15 protein-coding genes are annotated in these 17,699 nt (G+C 39.2%); 8 read left to right on the top strand and 7 right to left on the bottom strand.

Features of this window, described 5'->3' with window-relative positions; genetic code table 11:
• Positions 1 to 35 precede the first annotated feature (35 nt).
• Positions 36 to 1,415, top strand: a complete 1,380-nt coding sequence (locus ACYSN2_RS05790; protein WP_461749312.1) for a phosphomannomutase/phosphoglucomutase — start codon at positions 36 to 38, stop codon at positions 1,413 to 1,415.
• A gap of 111 nt (positions 1,416 to 1,526) precedes the next feature.
• Here ACYSN2_RS05790 and lptG read toward each other — a convergent pair whose 3' ends face one another.
• The 3 genes from lptG to tgt are packed head-to-tail and all read right to left on the bottom strand — an operon-like array spanning position 1,527 to position 4,825.
• A complete protein-coding gene (lptG, locus tag ACYSN2_RS05785) occupies positions 1,527 to 2,564 on the bottom strand; it encodes an LPS export ABC transporter permease LptG (protein ID WP_461749311.1) in 1,038 nt (345 codons plus the stop codon).
• Positions 2,565 to 2,587: 23 nt separating this feature from the next.
• Positions 2,588 to 3,643 carry an LPS export ABC transporter permease LptF gene (gene lptF, locus ACYSN2_RS05780; RefSeq protein WP_461749310.1) on the bottom strand — a complete coding sequence of 352 codons (1,056 nt, stop codon included), beginning with the start codon at positions 3,641 to 3,643 and terminating at the stop codon, positions 2,588 to 2,590.
• Positions 3,644 to 3,703: 60 nt separating this feature from the next.
• Positions 3,704 to 4,825, bottom strand: a complete 1,122-nt coding sequence (tgt, locus tag ACYSN2_RS05775; RefSeq protein ID WP_461749309.1) for a tRNA guanosine(34) transglycosylase Tgt — start codon at positions 4,823 to 4,825, stop codon at positions 3,704 to 3,706.
• 174 nt (positions 4,826 to 4,999) lie between these two features.
• On the opposite strand from tgt, the gene ACYSN2_RS05770 reads away from it, so the two are divergent.
• Positions 5,000 to 5,437: a DNA polymerase III subunit chi gene (locus tag ACYSN2_RS05770; RefSeq protein ID WP_461749308.1), complete on the top strand. Its 438-nt coding sequence runs from the start codon at positions 5,000 to 5,002 to the stop codon at positions 5,435 to 5,437.
• A gap of 353 nt (positions 5,438 to 5,790) precedes the next feature.
• Here ACYSN2_RS05770 and recN read toward each other — a convergent pair whose 3' ends face one another.
• The 4 genes from recN to ACYSN2_RS05750 form a co-directional block, all read right to left on the bottom strand.
• On the bottom strand, positions 5,791 to 7,461 hold the full coding sequence (recN, locus tag ACYSN2_RS05765; RefSeq protein ID WP_461749307.1) for a DNA repair protein RecN: 1,671 nt from the start codon (positions 7,459 to 7,461) through the stop codon (positions 5,791 to 5,793).
• Between the two features lie 314 nt (positions 7,462 to 7,775).
• A complete protein-coding gene (locus ACYSN2_RS05760) occupies positions 7,776 to 8,555 on the bottom strand; it encodes a hypothetical protein (protein ID WP_461749306.1) in 780 nt (259 codons plus the stop codon).
• A gap of 254 nt (positions 8,556 to 8,809) precedes the next feature.
• Complete coding sequence (locus ACYSN2_RS05755; RefSeq protein WP_461749305.1) at positions 8,810 to 9,082, bottom strand: glutaredoxin family protein; 273 nt, start codon at positions 9,080 to 9,082, stop codon at positions 8,810 to 8,812.
• Between the two features lie 99 nt (positions 9,083 to 9,181).
• Positions 9,182 to 10,126: an arsenic resistance protein gene (locus ACYSN2_RS05750; RefSeq protein WP_461749304.1), complete on the bottom strand. Its 945-nt coding sequence runs from the start codon at positions 10,124 to 10,126 to the stop codon at positions 9,182 to 9,184.
• A gap of 362 nt (positions 10,127 to 10,488) precedes the next feature.
• On the opposite strand from ACYSN2_RS05750, the gene ACYSN2_RS05745 reads away from it, so the two are divergent.
• The 6 genes from ACYSN2_RS05745 (at position 10,489) to ACYSN2_RS05720 (ending at position 17,669) form a co-directional block, all read left to right on the top strand.
• Entirely contained in the window at positions 10,489 to 11,466 is a 978-nt protein-coding gene (locus ACYSN2_RS05745) for a KpsF/GutQ family sugar-phosphate isomerase (RefSeq protein WP_461749303.1), read from the top strand.
• A 177-nt stretch (positions 11,467 to 11,643) separates the two neighbouring features.
• The gene (locus ACYSN2_RS05740) at positions 11,644 to 13,620 is read left to right on the top strand and encodes a UvrD-helicase domain-containing protein (RefSeq protein WP_461749302.1); all 1,977 of its coding nucleotides are present in this window, start codon (positions 11,644 to 11,646) and stop codon (positions 13,618 to 13,620) included.
• Positions 13,621 to 13,854: 234 nt separating this feature from the next.
• On the top strand, positions 13,855 to 14,613 hold the full coding sequence (locus tag ACYSN2_RS05735; RefSeq protein ID WP_461749301.1) for a hypothetical protein: 759 nt from the start codon (positions 13,855 to 13,857) through the stop codon (positions 14,611 to 14,613).
• 3 nt (positions 14,614 to 14,616) lie between these two features.
• Positions 14,617 to 15,480 carry a TonB family protein gene (locus ACYSN2_RS05730; protein ID WP_461749300.1) on the top strand — a complete coding sequence of 288 codons (864 nt, stop codon included), beginning with the start codon at positions 14,617 to 14,619 and terminating at the stop codon, positions 15,478 to 15,480.
• Positions 15,481 to 15,747: 267 nt separating this feature from the next.
• Positions 15,748 to 16,500, top strand: a complete 753-nt coding sequence (locus ACYSN2_RS05725; RefSeq protein WP_461749299.1) for an ABC transporter ATP-binding protein — start codon at positions 15,748 to 15,750, stop codon at positions 16,498 to 16,500.
• Between the two features lie 14 nt (positions 16,501 to 16,514).
• Positions 16,515 to 17,669, top strand: coding sequence for a FecCD family ABC transporter permease (locus ACYSN2_RS05720; protein ID WP_461749298.1), 1,155 nt, complete (start codon positions 16,515 to 16,517; stop codon positions 17,667 to 17,669).
• Positions 17,670 to 17,699: the final 30 nt, after the last annotated feature.

Below are 17,699 nucleotides of genomic sequence, written 5' to 3'. Positions count from 1 at the left end.
ATAAAATAATTCTACTTCATTTGAAGTGATTAATAATGAAAGCATTTAAAGCTTACGATATTCGCGGCGTCTATCCGCGAGATATTAACGAAGACCTAGCTTATAAGCTAGGTCTTGCTTTTGTGTCTGAATATCAAGCAAAATCGATGATTGTCGGCCGAGATATTCGAGAAAGCTCGCCGATTCTTTTTGAAAGGTTAATCGCTGGTATTATAGATGCGGGTTGTGATGTCATTTCGCTTGGCATTTGTGGTACAGAAGAGGTCTATTTTAATACGGCATATCATCAAGCTGATGGTGGCATTATGATTACGGCAAGCCATAATCCTAAAAATCATAATGGCTTTAAATTGGTTGGAAAAAGTGCCGAACCCATCAGTTTAGATACGGGATTAATCCTTTTAAAAGATCGTATTTTAACGAATGACTTTGTAACAGCTTCACAAAAAGGACGATTGATTGAAAATAGGGATCGATCTGCGTACTTGCAAAAGTTATTGAGTTTTGTGCCTAGTTTTTTTAAAGATGACACATTGAGAGATTCATTATTTAGAAAGCTTAAAATCGTCTGTAATAGCGGTAATGGTTGTGCCGGCGAAACATTAGATCGTTTAGAGCCTTATCTACCATTTGAACTCATTAAAGTCCATCATGAACCGGATGGCTCATTTCCCAATGGAGTGCCTAATCCTCTAATCGTAGAGAGAAGAGCAGATACTAAAGAAGCGATTTTAAAGCACCAAGCAGACTTTGGTGTTGCGTGGGATGGGGATTTTGATCGTTGTTTCTTTTTTGATGAAACGGGCGAGTTTATCGATAGCTCTTATATTGTCGGATTAATGAGTGAAGCTTTATTGAAAGCGTATTCTCATGAAACCATTGTGATCGATACCAGACAAATATTAAATAGCGAATCGGCGATTTTAAACGCTGGAGGAAAGATCGAGATCTCTTCAGGCGGACATTCTCCGATGAAAAGAACAATGCGAGCAATGAACGCACTTTACGGCGGGGAAATGAGTGCGCATCACTATTTTAGAGATTTCTACTATTGTGATTCGGGAATGATCCCTTTCTTACTGATATCAGAGTTGATTGCACAGCAGTCTAAATCGCTGGGAGAGCTTGTTGCGGATGCGAGAACGGCATATCCCTGTAGTGGAGAGCTGAATTATATCGTCACATCTCCTGAGCAATTGATGGGAGATATTCGTAATTTGTATCAATCAGAAGCCATTAGTATGGATGAGATGGATGGTTTAAGTATTCGGCTAGAAAATGCTCGTATTAATGTTAGAAAATCAAATACAGAAAACTATTTACGAGTGAATATTGAAACAATAGCGGATGAAAATCTAGTGCTTCAAATACGAAAAACGCTAGAAAGTATCATTCATCCTTACGTACAGAGTTAAAAGTATTCAGTTATAAAGTATTTTATGAATCCATAACTTTATGGATTCTACTAATAGTAGATATATGAAAAGACAATATGAAAAAGCGATCAGATTAGTGATCGCTTTTTTTTATGGAAGAAGCTTAAAGAGTATATAAGCAATTCCAATCGCTAGAATTGTTGGGAACAGTGCTCCAAGAAGCGGTGGGAATCCTGAAATTAAGATAAAGTGCCCCAGCATTTGCGTTGTCAGATAGATAATCAATCCTAAAATAACGCCAATTAAGATCCTTTCACCAATGCCTTGTCGGCGTTGTTGGGCAAATACCAAAGGTGCCGCAATCAATATCATGGAGATATTGGTGAGAGGATTAAATATTTTTGCCCAAAAAGCTAATCGGTATTCACTACTATCAAGATTATTTTGTTCTAAATAGCCAATAAAACGCCAAAGGCTTCTAGCTGAGAGATATTCAGGATCGCTAATAAGAGCCGTGAGGGCTGATTCATCGATATGAGTTTCAATAACCTGATCTTGAATATGATCTACCGATACAAGATTTTTCGTGAAAATAATTTCCGTTGCTTGTGGCATTAACCATTCACGGTTTGATAAGTGCATTTGAGGTGCTTGGGTAATACTTTCTAAAGTATTCTGATTGATTTGATATACCGTAATATTTTGGAGATCATCATTTTCAATAGATTTTATCTCAATAATCGCATTACCATCTACTGCCCAAAAACCCTTACTAGATCTGCTTTTCTGGCTAGCTTCTAAGGCCAGATCATGGCTTGGAGAAATAATGAATTCTCCAATAACAACAATAGCAATACTTAAAATGATGGTTGTGAAAATAGCGCCACGAAGGGTTCTTAGTTTACTGAAACCTGCCGTTCTAATCGCGGTTAATTCATTGTAGCTAGCGAGTTGCCCAAGGCCTAATAAGATACCAAGGAGTAGTGCCATTGGAAATATTCTATATATTCTTGCCGGCATATCGTAGAAAATATAGAGAAGCATATCCGTCAATTGGTAATTATTTTCACCAATATCCTGTAGTTCATTGAGAAATGTAAAAAATGACTCAATGATGAGTAATAATAAGAGACAAAATAGGGTAAATAAGAGAGATGTCTTAAAAGTATATTGATCGATTTTTAGCATAAAGTCCTCGTCGAAATTTATCGCTACAGCGATCGGTTGTAACGTTTATAGATATAAAAAGCGATGAGAAAGACAATCAATTGTATTCCCCACAACCCAATATCAGGATGAATTTTACCGCTTTTTATCCACGATGATCCCATTCCGAGAAGATTGAAATAGATCACATAAAATATGACGCCAAAAATTAGTTTATTAAAACGGCCTTGGCGAGGTTTGGAATGTGATAATGCCGGGATAATGAGGATTAAGAGGAAGATCGCAATGGATCCTGAAAGCCTACGTTGAAATTCCCGTTTTTCTAAGACACTTTTACCAAAAATAACATCGGTAGCACTCCATGCAATGGCCTTCGGCCAAGAATCTGCACTGCTTGTATCTAGGCGAATTCGTAGAGTATCAAAATAGATAACCTCTGATAAATCTGCCTGTTGGGTGGTTCTAGAGCCTTCTTCTAAAATAATAAATCGAGTGTTATTTTCATCAATTTCTTGTAAACCTCGCTCTGCAAGCGTGATGATATTTGAACCATTCGCTTCATTCGTTTTAATGAAAATATCTTCTAAAACACCATCTTTGCTATTGATAGATTTAACATAAATCGTATGTTTTCCTCTTGCAAATTCTTGGAAAACACCGGGTTTTAAGATTGTAAGTTGTGCATCTTCTCTTGCTTTTTTAAGTACAACTTCTTGAATTTGAGCCACTTCTGGCACAACCCAAAAGTTGAGAATGAAAATGAGGATACTTAAAGGCGTGCCAATTTGTAACAGAATCTTATATAAACGCTTTACCGGCATTCCAAGTGCATAGAATGCCGTCATTTCACTATCTTTATAGAGTCTGCCAAAGGCTAGGATAGATGCGAGAAGGAAGCTTAGAGGCAGAAGTTCTGTAACAAAGCGAACAATTTGTAAGCCTAAGAGTGAGAATACTGCCGACTGAGATAATGTGCCATTGATCACCTGATTGAGATAGAACGCAAGACGCTGAGTGAGCAGAATTGCGATTAACACCAAAAGAACAGCCACGAATGTGGACAATATCTCACGGCGAATATAGCGATCAATGAGCTTCATTTATCTGTAACCTTCCATTTCGAATATTTATCTCGAATATCTATCTAACACCTTATCGGCTTAACGATTTTCTTCATCAACCATCATGCGTTCTCTATAGAACTGCTGATAATATTCATCAAATGTTCCGGCATCGATATGATCACGGATTTGTTGCATATGCCATAGGAAATAATGCAGGTTATGAATACTTGCAAGATGTGCACCAAGAAGTTCTTTTGTACGAATCAGATGACGCAGATAAGATCTTGAGAAGTTTTGGCAGGTGTAACAGCTACAGGTTTCATCAAGCGGTCTTGTATCTAAGTTGTAACGCGTATTCTTAATACGAATATCGCCAAAGCGTGTGAAGAGATGTCCATTTCTGGCATTTCTAGTAGGAATAACGCAGTCAAACATATCAACGCCACGTTTTACGCCTTCGATCAGATCTTCAGGTTTACCGACGCCCATTAAGTAGCGAGGTTTATCTTTCGGCATTCTTGGGTCTAAGAATTTAAGCACACGATCACGCTCTTCTTTTGGCTCGCCGACAGCGAGTCCGCCAATGGCATAACCATTGAAGTCGATCTCAGTCAGCGCATCTAAAGATTGCTCACGCAAATCTTCAAACATACTTCCTTGCACGATTCCAAAGAGAGAATTCGGGTTTTCTCCTTCCACAAACGCATCTTTAGAGCGTTTTGCCCAGCGCATAGAAAGTTCCATGGAAGTCTTCGCTTGCTCATAGGTTGCAGGATATGGTGTACATTCATCAAATGCCATCACGATATCTGAGCCTAAAACACGTTGGATTTCCATCGATTTTTCAGGATCTAAGAAGAGTTTTTCGCCATTAAAAGGAGAGCGGAAAGTCACGCCTTTCTCTTCAATTTTACGAAGTTCTGCGAGCGAGAATACTTGGAAACCGCCGGAATCTGTCAAAATAGGTTTATCCCATTGCATGAAATCATGAAGATCGCCATGAGCGCGAATCACATCAAGACCCGGTCTTAACCAAAGATGGAAAGTATTGCCTAAGATAATTTGGGCATTCATATCTTTGAGGTTTTGTGGAGTAACCCCTTTTACGGTTGCAATTGTGCCGACCGGCATGAAGATCGGTGTTTCAATCGTGCCACGTTCAAAAGTAATACGACCACGGCGCGCTGTGCCATCTGTCTTGAGAAGTTCAAATTTCATTGTTTGCTTATTTTTCCAGAATTTAAATGGTACTATTTTACAGTTAAACGATAAAAAATGCAGATATTCGTGAATTAAAGTAGGTTTGATGAAAAGATGAAGTATTCTTACAAATCTATCGTTGTCATCAATTGCTCTGTCAATGAACTTAAGTGAAGGATTTTGAATACAAATATGGTTGAAGTCAGTTTTTATGTATTGCCAACAAGTAACGAAGCTTCACGAGAAAAGCTCTTGATTAAGTTGCTAGAAAAAGCATGTGAAGCGAATGAGCCAACGCTTCTTTATAGTGATGATATGGAGATGCTCAAAGGTATTGATCGGAAGCTTTGGGAAGTGCCGAATATCGAGTTTTTACCGCATGCGCTCATTGAAACGGAAGAAGATATTAATGAATATGATTTTATCTATCTTGCCGATAAGATGTGGGATTTAGAAAATCGCTCGCTATTACTCAATATCCATCCGATTGTGGCAGATGCCGTAAAAGAAGGGCAGTTCAAACGAGTTTTTGAAGTGATCACGCAAGATCCGCAAGTATTAGAAGAGAGCCGAAACCGTTATCGTTTATATCGAGATTTAGGATTTAAAATTCAAACACACAAATTGTAGGTTTCCTTCTAGCAATCTTTCATATGATATAGGCCGTTGTAGCTTATAAAGCTGATTCGTGGCGGGAGGGAAAGCTTGCACGCTTTTAGTAATCGCACGCCCGCAGTTTTAATCTCTTTGAGATTTTTAAGCCGAAGCTATTTATTTCTAGCACTTTCTCTATCATTTTCCATTACTATCTTTATTCAAGATGTGTGCTTGATTTTGAAAGCTGATTCGTGGCGGGAGGGAATGCTTGCATGCTTCTAACGATCCTGCGCCCGCATATTAGGATCGCTCATTTTTCTCAGTCTTGTTTCCGAATATTAAGTCTGCTTATAAGAGCATTATAGAAATTGTTTGTATCGAATAAATTACTTAGCTCGATTGCTTTCAATCATCTCTTTTGCATGATCAAAAGTGGCTTCTGTGAGTTTTACTCCGCCGAGCATGCGTGCGACTTCATCGATTCGGCCTTTTTCATTGAGCTTTTTGATCTGTGTTTTCGTTTCTGTTTCGCCTTTTGTTTTTGCGACAACAAAGTGATGATGTCCAAAGCTTGCTACTTGCGGAAGATGGGTAACGCAGAAAACTTGTCTGCCAACACTGAGTTCTTGTAAATGACGACCAATCATCTCGGCAACAGCGCCACCAACGCCGGTATCGACTTCATCAAAGATCAATGTTGAGAGCGAAGATTTCATACTTAAAATGACGGAAATCGCTAAGCTGATTCGAGCAAGTTCCCCGCCGGAAGCAACTTTTCCAAGGGCTTGCAGAGGTTGACCTGGGTTTGCAGATACCGTAAATTCCACGGCTTCATTGCCGTAAGGATGAAAAGGAACGTTCGGCTGAAGATTAATAGCAAACTTTCCGCCATCCATTGCTAAACCTTGCATAGAATCGGTAATTTTTACATTCAGCTCATCAATGGCTTCTAAGCGTTTTTGCGTTACTTCATCAGCCATTAATTGCCAAGAATGCTTCATTTTATCAATCACCGCTTCAAGCTCGGCAATCTCTTCTTCAGACACATCTTGGGATTTTAGTTCTGTTTCTAATTCGTGCTGTTTGATATGTAAGTTTTCAGGATCAATTCGATGCTTTCTCGCTAAACTATTAAGCTCTTGCATACGATTTTCCACTTGGCGCATCTCTTCCACATCAAATCCATCATGATCAACTTTGGCATTGAGCTCATTTTCAGATTCGCTACATAAAATCAGGGCATTGGCGATCATTTCGCTCACGCCTTTTACGCTTGGATCAAAGTTTTCAATGGATTGCAGAGATTGCTCTAACTGCGCTAACTGGCGCGTAATGCCGTGCTCATCATGATTGAGGTAACTGACGGCTTCTTCAATCGCCGAGATGCGTAGCTCAAAATTATTGAGATGATCAAAGCGTGCATTGACCTCTTCCCATTCGCCTTCTTGTGGTTTGAGATTGGTAAATTCTGCGAGCTGAAATTTGAGAAAATTAATACGATCTTGCGTGCTTTCATCACGGTTTTTAAGCTCATTGAGCTTTGTTTCTAAACTTTGCAACTCTCTTGTAAAAGTTGCTAGTTCAGAAACTTCTTCCACGATTTCGGCATATTGATCCACCAAATGGCGCTGAGCATTGGCTCTGGTTAGAGATTGATGCGCATGTTGCCCATGAATATCCACTAAACGTTCGCCCAAACCTTTGAGCGCATGAAGTGGCATTGATCTGCCATTAATAAATCCGCGCGTTCTGCCGGAGCTTGAAATTACCCTACGTAAAATACAGAGATCATCATCAAAACCGATGGAGTTTTCTGCTAACCATGCTTTTGCTCTCGGTACTTTGGAGATATCAAAAGTGGCAATCACTTCCCCTTGATCTTCGCCTTGGTAAACCGCAGAACCATCTGTTTTCCCGCCGAGCACAATAGATAATGCATCCACTGTTAAGGATTTTCCGGCGCCTGTTTCACCACTAATCACCGTTAAATTGGGCGAAAAATCCAATTGCATTTCATTGATAATGGCAAAGTTTTTAACATAGAGATCAATTAACATGAGTGCCTCATTTTGGTGCGAATCGCATCCGTTAAAATGGTGGAAGCAGAAATAAGAAGTTAATTATTACATAAATGTATTCTTTTGGTGGATAAATTATTGCAATATTGTGATTTTAAATACTGGTGGATACTTTTTATTTATTTTTTGCTTCTTTAGAGGTAGATGAAAACTATGCCTAGGATTTTTTGTTGACAGTTAATAATAGAGGTATCTTGCTTTTTTTAAATAATTTTAAAAGAAAGAGCATCAAACTACATACAAAAAACTTTCTCATAGTTCTATAAGCTTTACAATAATACTGTATATAGGTATTAGTGGTTGATTAGGTCATATATAGTTTTTAGTATGTCTGGATTTAGATGTTTTACTTTATAAGTATAAGATGTGTTTTTTCTAGGATTAAAAATCCCTATTTTTTCAATTAGGTTATCCTTATAATTTATGGATTGATTCATTAATAATAAATATATTATTAATTGAAGAGTATGATCTTTATTTGGCTCAGATTTAGATACTTTCATATCCCATATAGTATCCTCAGTTAAATAATCTGCATCTCCAGATGATACGTTTTTAGTATATGCTCCATCAAACGTCATTCCATAATCAATAACTTTTTTGTTTTTAAAAAAAGAAACAGAACGATTAACCATAATTATTATATTACTTATAGTTTCTTCATTTGGTTCAATGTTATCAACTCCTTTAAATAAAAGTGCTCCAGCTCTATATGCCACATCATACCCAGCTAGTTTTAAACAAGCTTTAACTGTTTTAGTATCAAGGATATCAATCTCATTTAAGAAGTTTTCTGCTTTCTTTGATTCACTAACCAATAGTGCACCTAATAGAGATACTTTAAAAATAGATTCCTTATTGTTGAAAATTATATTTCGTGTTAAATAATCTACGGTTAAACCTATTAGAGATGGATGAATATTCTCATTTTCTGAGAGGATATTATTATCATTAATGTGTTCTTGTAGCATATCTTTTTTATTTATAAATCCCCCCCACGGCTGTTTTATTGTTTTTAAAAACTGTGTAACAGATAATCCTTTTTTTTGTGTATTTAACATCATTTTTTTCATATTTGAACTCCTGTGAATATATTATTTTGTTGTATTATTTGTTATCTAATAATATTTATAACTAATACTTGTAATTATATAGAATTTCTATAAATACATTTTTTATTTTTGATGATATATTGTTGAATTTATAGAAGTTTATGAGGTATTCATTTAAGGTATTTGAAATATATAGGGATATCTCTTAAATGAATGGGGGCATTGCATCTTGATGATCTGAATAAACAACGATGTTAAGAATCAGTCTAAGGCAATCATATAATGGGTAAAGAAAACTGGATTTTAGCGATGATGGCATCCAAATCAAGCGGACTTTTAAAGACTTCATCTTGCCATTGAATCACCGGAATAAACCAGCCATATGCTTCCACTAATTTATCATCGTGCACGATATCAATGTAATCATAAGTAATATTTTCCGCTTTCAGGCGATCTTCTACGGCTTCGCACAGTTGGCAATCTAATGTGCTGTATAAAATGACATTTGATGTTGTGTTTTTGATTGTTTTCGAACTACTTTGGCTCATGAATTAAATCTCCTTTCAGATGAAGTGATGTTAATAAAATAGGATTGATGAAAATTGAATTTAGGTTTGATGATGATCGATTTTGGTGCATTAGATGTACTAAATATGCGGTGTGATTTTTGTATAGAACAGTTCGCCGACAAGTTCCACCAGTGTTTGCGTCACAATGACAGAAGCGACAATGCCGGCAATCTCTATCGGAAGCGCAAAGGCAAAGGGCAGAACGGCAAGGGAATTTCGTGTGCCGGTACTATAAATTAAGGTGCGAGTATCTTCTGCCTGAAATCCCATGAGTTTGCCGATCATCAGCGAAGCAATAAATGCCGATATTAAGAAGAGAATATAGATAGGAATAACGGTTAGAATCTGCGCTAAATTCTGAGAAATCATCGGGATTTGTGTTGCGACAATTAAGAAGAGTACGAGTGCCATTAATGGCACGGGAAACCATGCCGATAACGATAACGCCTGATTCATTTTAGAATGCTTACTTGCGAGAAATTGCAAAAGCATTGCCGAAATAAAAGGAATCACAATCATATAGAAAAACGTTTGGATGAGCGGTTCTATCGTAATAATGCCGGCAATGTCATTGCCCATAAATAGCCAAAAATAGAGTGGTAATAATAAGAGCTGTGTAAAGAAGAGAAAGGGCGTGACGGAGAGCATTAAGCCGGCATTGCCTTTGCCGAGCTTTGTAAAAACCACCACATAATCAATACACGGCGTTAAGAGTACGAGTAGTATGCCGATTTTCAGCGTTGTTGCCGGCGAAAAAGCATGCAGAAGCGCCCAAACAATTAGCGGAACAATAACGTAGTTACTGATAAATAACGCAATAAAAAATCGCGGTTTTTGTAGGGCATTTTTCAGCTCTAAAAAGGGGATTTGCGCAAACATGCTAAACATCAGTAATCCTAATGTCAGCGGAATAAATGCCGTGAAAGCTGTTAAGGATTCTGCAAAATTGAGCCCCAAAAATACGGCAATAACAATGATGATGGCATATAACAGCGTCTGTTTTTCTTCAAGAATCGTGAGCATGTTGGAAATCGTAAACCTATTAAGTGTTAGTAAAAAGCAATTAAATTGGAATCTGTAGTGAAATTCGTTTAAGAAAGTTTCATTGTAAAACAGAGGCTAAATCATCGCTGCTTCGAATGCTTGCATTCTTTTAAATATCTCGTGTCAGCAATCTCAATCTTTTTAAAAATTTCAAACTGAAAGTAAAACCAATAAATAACTATCAGCAAATAACTATTCATAGACGTTATAAAAGCATTTAGAGTAAGCATTATATGATTTTTCTGAGCTGAGAATGATTTGTGAGAGAACTATTTTTTGATAACGAGAATCATGGGCTATAATTGAAGCGTTTTGTAACTATGACACGCTAGGATTAAGAGATGAAAGAGAGAACTGCCGAGAGCTATATTGCGAGCGCTAAAGAGGTTTTGAAGATTGAAGCGGATGCTGTTTTAGCATTGCAGACAGAAATTAATGAGAATTTTGTCGCAATTTGTGAGCTTCTTCGTGATTGTCGAGGACGAGTTGTGGTTACTGGCATGGGAAAATCGGGGCACGTTGGGAATAAAATTGCCGCAACGTTAGCAAGTACGGGAACGCCGGCATTCTTCGTTCATCCTGCGGAAGCAAGTCACGGCGATTTAGGGATGTTGACTGAATTAGATGTGGTGCTTGCGCTCTCAAATTCAGGCGAAACAGATGAAATTCTCTCTATTTTACCAATTATTGCGCGCCGTCAAATTCCGCTAGTTTCCATGACCGGCAACGCAAATTCTACGCTGGCAAAAGCTGCGAATTATCATCTTTTAGTTGCTGTGAAAAGAGAAGCTTGTCCGCTCAACTTAGCGCCAACGGCAAGTACAACATCTGCACTTGCAATGGGCGATGCGGTTGCTGTGACTCTTCTTGAAATGCGCGGCTTTACTTCGGAAGATTTTGCCTTTTCACATCCCGGCGGAAAACTTGGTCGCCGTTTGCTCCTTCGTGTGCAAGATATTATGGCGCCGTTTGAAGATTTAGCGGCAGTTGCTGAAACCGCAAGTTTAACCGATACATTATTAGCGATGACGCAAAAACCGTTAGGCGTTTCCGTTGCCGTGGATAGCGATCAGCAGTTATTAGGCGTATTTACAGAAGGTGATCTTCGCCGTTCGCTCATGACCGGCAAAGATGTGCATGAACTCACAATGGCAGATTGCATGACGAAAACACCTTTTACCATTCAGCCAGATGCATTAGCGGTAGATGCGGTGCATCTCATGGAAACAAGGCGTATTACGGCCTTGCCGGTGGTAGAGAATGGCAAAGTGTTAGGCGTAATCAACATGCATCATCTATTACAAGCGCGCGTGATTTAATCATAAGGATTCATCATGCTGGGCGGGATCTTCAAAAGTATGCAAGCATTCGACTCAGCTTTTTATCCGCTTTTGTTGTTCAAGACAGCTGATCCCATTAAGTCAATTTAGTTGAAAGCAGTCTAAAATTGTCAGAGCATTCAAGTATTAAAAAATATTTAAAAGTAGAGGAAGCGTATGAAATTAAATCCTGAGCAAGCGAGTGCCGTTCATCATATTCATACGCCGTTACTTGTATTGGCCGGCGCTGGTTCTGGTAAAACTCGTGTGATTACCGAGAAGATTAAATATCTGATCGAAAAGCAGTTCTTTGATCCTCGCTCGATTTTTGCCGTGACATTTACCAATAAAGCGGCGAAAGAGATGGCAGATCGTTTAGCCGGAACATTAGGAAAAGAGAAGGGCAGAAAGGTAAAAGTTTCTACTTTTCACACGCTAGGATTATCTATCTTAAAAAAGCACGGCAATCTACTTGGGCTTCGTAAAGGTTTTTCGATTTACGATCAGAAAGATACCTTTCAGCTCATGGAATCCTTGATTGAGAGCGATGCCGAAACGATTCGTATTGCGCTTGATCGAATTTCTAGTTGGAAAAATGATATGCGCTCGCTTGAATCCTTAAAAGCGGAAGCTTCGGATGAATATGAGCTAGCATTAGCCGAGCTTTACGAGCGTTATCAAGCACAACTTCTCTCTTATAATGCCATTGATTTTGATGATCTCATTCTGTTACCGATGCGTTTATTGCAGGAAAATGAAGAGGTTCGCCGATATTGGCAGAAAGAGATTCGCTATCTTTTGGTGGATGAATATCAAGATACCAATCTTTGCCAATATGAATTAGTGAAGCTGCTGATTGGCAAAGCGCATCATTTAACGGTTGTGGGCGATGATGATCAGTCGATTTATGCTTGGCGCGGCGCAAGGCCTGAAAATTTGCATCAGCTCAAAGTCGATTTTACGGATTTAACTTTAGTAAAATTAGAGCAAAATTACCGTTCCACAGGACATATTTTAAAAGCCGCAAACCATGTAATTGCGCTCAATCCTCATCTTTACGATAAATCTCTCTGGTCGAATTTAGGCGATGGCGAAAAGATTGAGATTCGAAATTTCAAAAGTGCCGAAGCGGAAGCGGAATATGTGGCAACTACCATTGTGCACGATGTCATGCTTCACGGCGGGCAATATCAGCAATATGCCGTGTTATATCGGGGAAATCATCAATCTAGAATTTTTGAAATGGCGCTGAGAATGCGCGGCATTCCGGTAAAAGTGGTCGGCGGATCAAGCTTTTTTCAGCAACCGGAAGTTAAAGATTTACTCTCCTATTTAAAGCTGATTTTAAATCCTGCGGATAATCCGTCGCTTCTTCGAATTATCAATATTCCTAAGCGAGAAATTGGTGCGATTACCTTAAAGAAAATCACAGAATTTGCCGCAGAGCATCGCTTAACGCTCTTTGAAACGCTGGAACATCCTCATTTAGGATCTTTTATTGGGAAAAATGCGCAGAAATGTGCGGCATTTGCCAAGATGATTCGAGGACTTTCGCAATATGAAATGGATGTGGAAACGCTCTTTGATAAGCTCACAAACGCCATTGGTTATCAGGATTATTTGAAAGATCAATCCTCTTCGCCGAAAGCCTTTGAGCGAAAACAAAATAGTGTCAATGCGCTTCGGGAATGGTTTGCCGGCGAATCCGCACCGCTTGGCGATATTCTTTCGAACTTAACGTTGATCTCCATTTTAGAGAATCAAAATGAAGAGAAAGATGAAAATGCCGTGACTTTAATGACGCTTCATAGCGCCAAAGGCTTGGAATTTCCCTATGTTTTCATGGTGGGATTGGAAGAAGATATTTTACCGCACCGAAATAGCATCGATAACGACACGATTGAAGAGGAACGCCGACTTTTTTATGTGGGCGTAACCAGAGCTCGGCAAAAGCTCGATATTACTTATTGCCGACAACGAAAGCGTTACGGCGAATGGGAATCTTGTCAGGTGAGCAGGTTTCTGCGAGAATTGCCGGAAGCCAATATTCTCTGGCATAAAGAGGGCGAAGCGCCGTCTAAAGAAGCGATGCGAGAAAATACTTCCAATACACTCGCCGGATTACAAGCGATGTTAGATACGTTGGAACGTTAAAGTTTGCTGACATATTATCTTTCAAAATTAGATACTAAAAGACAGTTAAATATCCTTCAAGACAACGGTTTCGATGCAGAGAATTTTAATGTGGAAAGTAATGTGCAAAAGTAATGTGAATAAATAATGGGAACAAGCGGATTTCAGATGAAATCATGATGAAAGCCAATGATTGACAACTGAGATTTATGGTAAGGTTCAAGATCAGAATTTGGATAAGGATAGAGGAATAGAATGCCGGCATTTTTAAAATTTCAGCGATTGAATCGTTCTGTGTTTTGCCTACTTTCCGGCGTTGCTTGTGCGCTTGGGTTGCTCTTTATTCTTGCGGTTACGGCATTTTATCTTCCGCAATTATCGATGAATATTCCCGGCATGATGAAGTTCATTACAAAAATCATGACGCTGAAATATCCGCTCCTAATTACAACTATTTCGCTCTCACTGCTCTTTAGTTATGCCTATATCGGTCGATTGATGGATGGCAATATTCCGCCATGGATTGCTATGATTCCGCTCGTCATCTTTTACGGCATCTGTTTTTATGTGATTTCTGCCTTTATGGAATTGTTGGCGGAGAGTAATTTTCTATTCTTCATTGCCAAAATGAAACGCTTTATTGATGCGCCAACACTTGCGAGCTTTCAGGTGCTTTTTTCAAAAGAATGGCTCCAATTTTTAGATGAGAAAAAGTGTTGGATTGATATCGGCATTTTGCTCTATGTTGTCATTTTGCTCTCGGCGATTTTCGTGCCAAGCCAAAAACAAGTGAATCGTTACGGCGATCCACAAAACTTATCTTTGCGTATGAAGATTGTGAGCGGGATATTTAGTCTGATATTTGCCGTTGTTATTTTGGCAACACTCATTATTTCCATACAGCTTTTAATGCTAAAAACGCCTTCTGAATATCTCACAAATTTCGAGCTGTTTCTGCATTACTATTCGCAGTGGCAAACCATCATGCCGGCATCACAAGGCCGAGGAATATAATCGATGAAGATCGGAAGCCTCTATGTGTGGCTCGCTCTGATTTTGTCTGTCAGCTTAAATGGCTTGATCGTGTTTTGGGGCGCGAAAACCTATCGAAGTGAAGTATTAGCCATCTCACAAAATGCCGGAAGTGATTTCACAGCGATGGAGTTTACGCTCGCTGTTGTTGCAAGTAGCGCTCATCATGAAGTGGATCATAATGCCGGCGATCATGATGATCAAGATGCTGAAGAAGATTTAGAGAAATTGCTGAAAGAGAATATTCAGCGAAATGATGAAAGGGTTGTTGATAAACCCGCCGGCGATACTGACAAGATCATTGCCGTAGAAACTTCTAATCCAGATGCGACATTCGTGAATGAATTTCCATCTGAAGAGATTAAATCTCAAGAAAATAGCCAAAACCAAGAAAATTCGAAAGCACAAGAAAACGTTACGAAGCAAGAAACATCAAAACCGCAAACGAAAGTAGGTTCTTCAAGTGTTTCAAAACCTTCAGTTACTCCAAAGCCCCAAAATACGCAAAATCCCCAAAGTCCGCAAAGCCCGAAAAACGCTCAAAATAGCACAGTTGCAACGGCTCGAAGTGGAGATCAGTTTGCATTAGAGCTTGCATCGAATATTCATTCTAGAATTGAAGGATGTTATCCGGAAAGCTCAAAACGCCGAGGAGAAGAGGGAATTGTATTCTTGAAAATCCTCAATCAAAACGCACAACTTTCTGTAGAAATCATTCAAAGTTCCGGATTTAAAAGATTAGATCGATGTGCGGTTTCGGCGGTAGAGAAGATATTGCCGGCATTAAAGATTCAAGAAGTGCCGGCATCGGGAATTACGCTCAAACCCATTCGTTTTCAATTGCGGTAAGATTGCGAAGAAGCTGTCAGTTTTTCGATAGATTCGATATCGTGAAACCAATTTAACAAAGCAGCATTGTAAAATAGAGGCTGATTCATCGCTGGGTCGAATGCTCGCATTCTTATGAAAATCCCGTGCCAGCACTACTCATTCTTTTTAGAATTTGAAACCGAAATCACGATACTTTTTAGCATTCTGAAGCGTTTTCTTTTAGTATCTAATCTTTAGAGCGATGAACGATATTCGATAAATGCCGGCAATCAATAGGAACCCATTATGCAAAATAACAGTAGCGCAATAGAGCTTCGGGAAATGACAGCGATGCTTTCTAATGGCGATATTTTGTTAAATGGAATTTCTTTTTCCTTACCAAAAGGCGCAAAACTTGCGGTGATTGGGGCGAATGGTTCGGGGAAAAGTACGTTAATGCGCGCGCTTCTTGGCATGATTCCTTGCGGATATGAGCAGTATCAGCTTTTTGGGGAAGATTTTGGAGCTATTTCTCTTAAAGATCGGGCGAAACTCATAAGCTATATCGGGCAAGATATTCATCCTGAAGCGGGAACGACCGTTTGGGAATGGTGCGAATTGAGCCGATTTCCGTATCAAACTTCAAAAGCGATCAATGATGAGATTATTTCAAAATCGCTAGAACAGTGCGATGCGCTCGCTTTTGCAGACCGAAAGCTAGATGATTTAAGTGGCGGAGAACGTCAGAGAGTCTATCTTGCCGGCGCTTTGGCGCAAGAAACACCGATCATTTTCTTGGATGAAGTCAATTCGGCATTAGATCCGAAATATCGAAAAGAGATGAATCAATTAGTGCTCTCGCTCGCTGAAAAAACGGTAATATCCATTACTCATGATATGAATGCTCTGGAAGATTTTAGCCATATTTTGGCGCTAAAATCCGGCAATATGATGGCGTTTGGCGAGAAAGATCAGGTTCTGAATCGGGAGATTTTAACCACTATTTTTGAATATGACTTTACTGAAATTTGGCACGATAATCGTGCGCGTTATTTCTAAAGAGGAAAATCATTATGTTATCGAAATCCTCGAATCCCCAAAATTTAGATTCTAACAACTCAAATTTAAAAAACACGCATCTGAAAAGCTCGAATCCAGAAACCTCTCATGAGGGAAAAGAGCGAGCGCAACGTGCGCAAAAAGCTCTGAAGCAGATGCATCAATCGCAAACAATGAAGCTCACTATGATTGTAATACTCAGCCTTATGACAATTTTCATAGCGCCGATGTTTGGATTAACATTTTTAACGCCGTGGAGCGATGGCAGTGAAATTTTTTGGCAAATGCGCGTTCCAAGAACATTGGCAGCGTGGCTCATTGGCGCAGGATTATCGCTTTCTGGATTAGTGTTTCAAGCGATTTTACGAAATCCCTTGGCAGAACCTTTCACATTAGGCGTTGCCGCCGGCGCAAGTTTAGGCGCGGCAATCTATATCTATTTCGGCGTCAGCTTAACGCTTGGCGTGATGAGTGGTATTAGTCTATTCTCTTTTTTAGGCGCGGGATTGATTACGATTTTGATCTATCAAGTGAATTTCAGAACAGGGCATTCCTCCTTTAAATTACTGCTCATGGGCGTGATTTTAACGTTCTTTATCTCAAGTATCTTAATGTTACTGCAATCGCTCGGGCAATCATCATCAGCGCTTGCCATGATGAGTTGGATGATGGGGCGATTATCGTTTGTTTCACTCACTGATTTATGGCAGTTATTGATCGTTACATCGATCTGTTTTCTCTTGATCTACCGCTTCTTTCCGGAGCTCAATTTATTGCAACAAGGCGAAGCCATTGCATTTTCTCGAGGCGTGAATAGTGCACGAATTATGGGATTTCTCTTTTTAGTAGTGAGTTTAATGACCGGCATTTTTGTAGCGCTTGCAGGGCCGATTGGGTTTATCGGCATGGTGATTCCCCATATTTGCCGGAAGCTTCTTGGTGTTGATCACAGAAGATTATTTATTGCCGTGATTTTTCTCGGCGGAATGGTGCTCGCAATCGCCGATACTTTGGGGTCGGTGTTGTTAAAGCCGGCGGAAATTCCTGTGGGCGTCATTACGGCGATTCTAGGGGCACCATTTTTTCTATTTATTTTGCTACGAGAAGGCAAACAGCAAAAATTCGTTGTTCCGAATAAAAATGAGAAAAAATGTCAGAAAAGGGTATGATGTTGCTGTTTTAAATGAATGCCAAGATAT

It is taken from the genome of Ignatzschineria sp. LJL83, assembly GCF_054871845.1.
The sequence above is the reverse complement of the archived record's forward strand: the minus strand, read 5'-3'. Positions and strand labels throughout refer to the sequence as shown.

Coding starts and splice junctions, on each gene's coding strand:
- ACYSN2_RS05770 (WP_461749308.1), top strand. CDS start 5,000: ATGGTTGAAGTCAGTTTTTATGTATTGCCAACAAGTAACGAAGCTTCA.
- ACYSN2_RS05760 (WP_461749306.1), bottom strand. CDS start 8,555: ATGAAAAAAATGATGTTAAATACACAAAAAAAAGGATTATCTGTTACA.
- ACYSN2_RS05735 (WP_461749301.1), top strand. CDS start 13,855: ATGCCGGCATTTTTAAAATTTCAGCGATTGAATCGTTCTGTGTTTTGC.
- ACYSN2_RS05740 (WP_461749302.1), top strand. CDS start 11,644: ATGAAATTAAATCCTGAGCAAGCGAGTGCCGTTCATCATATTCATACG.
- ACYSN2_RS05750 (WP_461749304.1), bottom strand. CDS start 10,126: ATGCTCACGATTCTTGAAGAAAAACAGACGCTGTTATATGCCATCATC.
- ACYSN2_RS05730 (WP_461749300.1), top strand. CDS start 14,617: ATGAAGATCGGAAGCCTCTATGTGTGGCTCGCTCTGATTTTGTCTGTC.
- ACYSN2_RS05790 (WP_461749312.1), top strand. CDS start 36: ATGAAAGCATTTAAAGCTTACGATATTCGCGGCGTCTATCCGCGAGAT.
- ACYSN2_RS05755 (WP_461749305.1), bottom strand. CDS start 9,082: ATGAGCCAAAGTAGTTCGAAAACAATCAAAAACACAACATCAAATGTC.
- lptF (WP_461749310.1), bottom strand. CDS start 3,643: ATGAAGCTCATTGATCGCTATATTCGCCGTGAGATATTGTCCACATTC.
- ACYSN2_RS05720 (WP_461749298.1), top strand. CDS start 16,515: ATGTTATCGAAATCCTCGAATCCCCAAAATTTAGATTCTAACAACTCA.
- ACYSN2_RS05745 (WP_461749303.1), top strand. CDS start 10,489: ATGAAAGAGAGAACTGCCGAGAGCTATATTGCGAGCGCTAAAGAGGTT.
- lptG (WP_461749311.1), bottom strand. CDS start 2,564: ATGCTAAAAATCGATCAATATACTTTTAAGACATCTCTCTTATTTACC.
- recN (WP_461749307.1), bottom strand. CDS start 7,461: ATGTTAATTGATCTCTATGTTAAAAACTTTGCCATTATCAATGAAATG.
- ACYSN2_RS05725 (WP_461749299.1), top strand. CDS start 15,748: ATGCAAAATAACAGTAGCGCAATAGAGCTTCGGGAAATGACAGCGATG.
- tgt (WP_461749309.1), bottom strand. CDS start 4,825: ATGAAATTTGAACTTCTCAAGACAGATGGCACAGCGCGCCGTGGTCGT.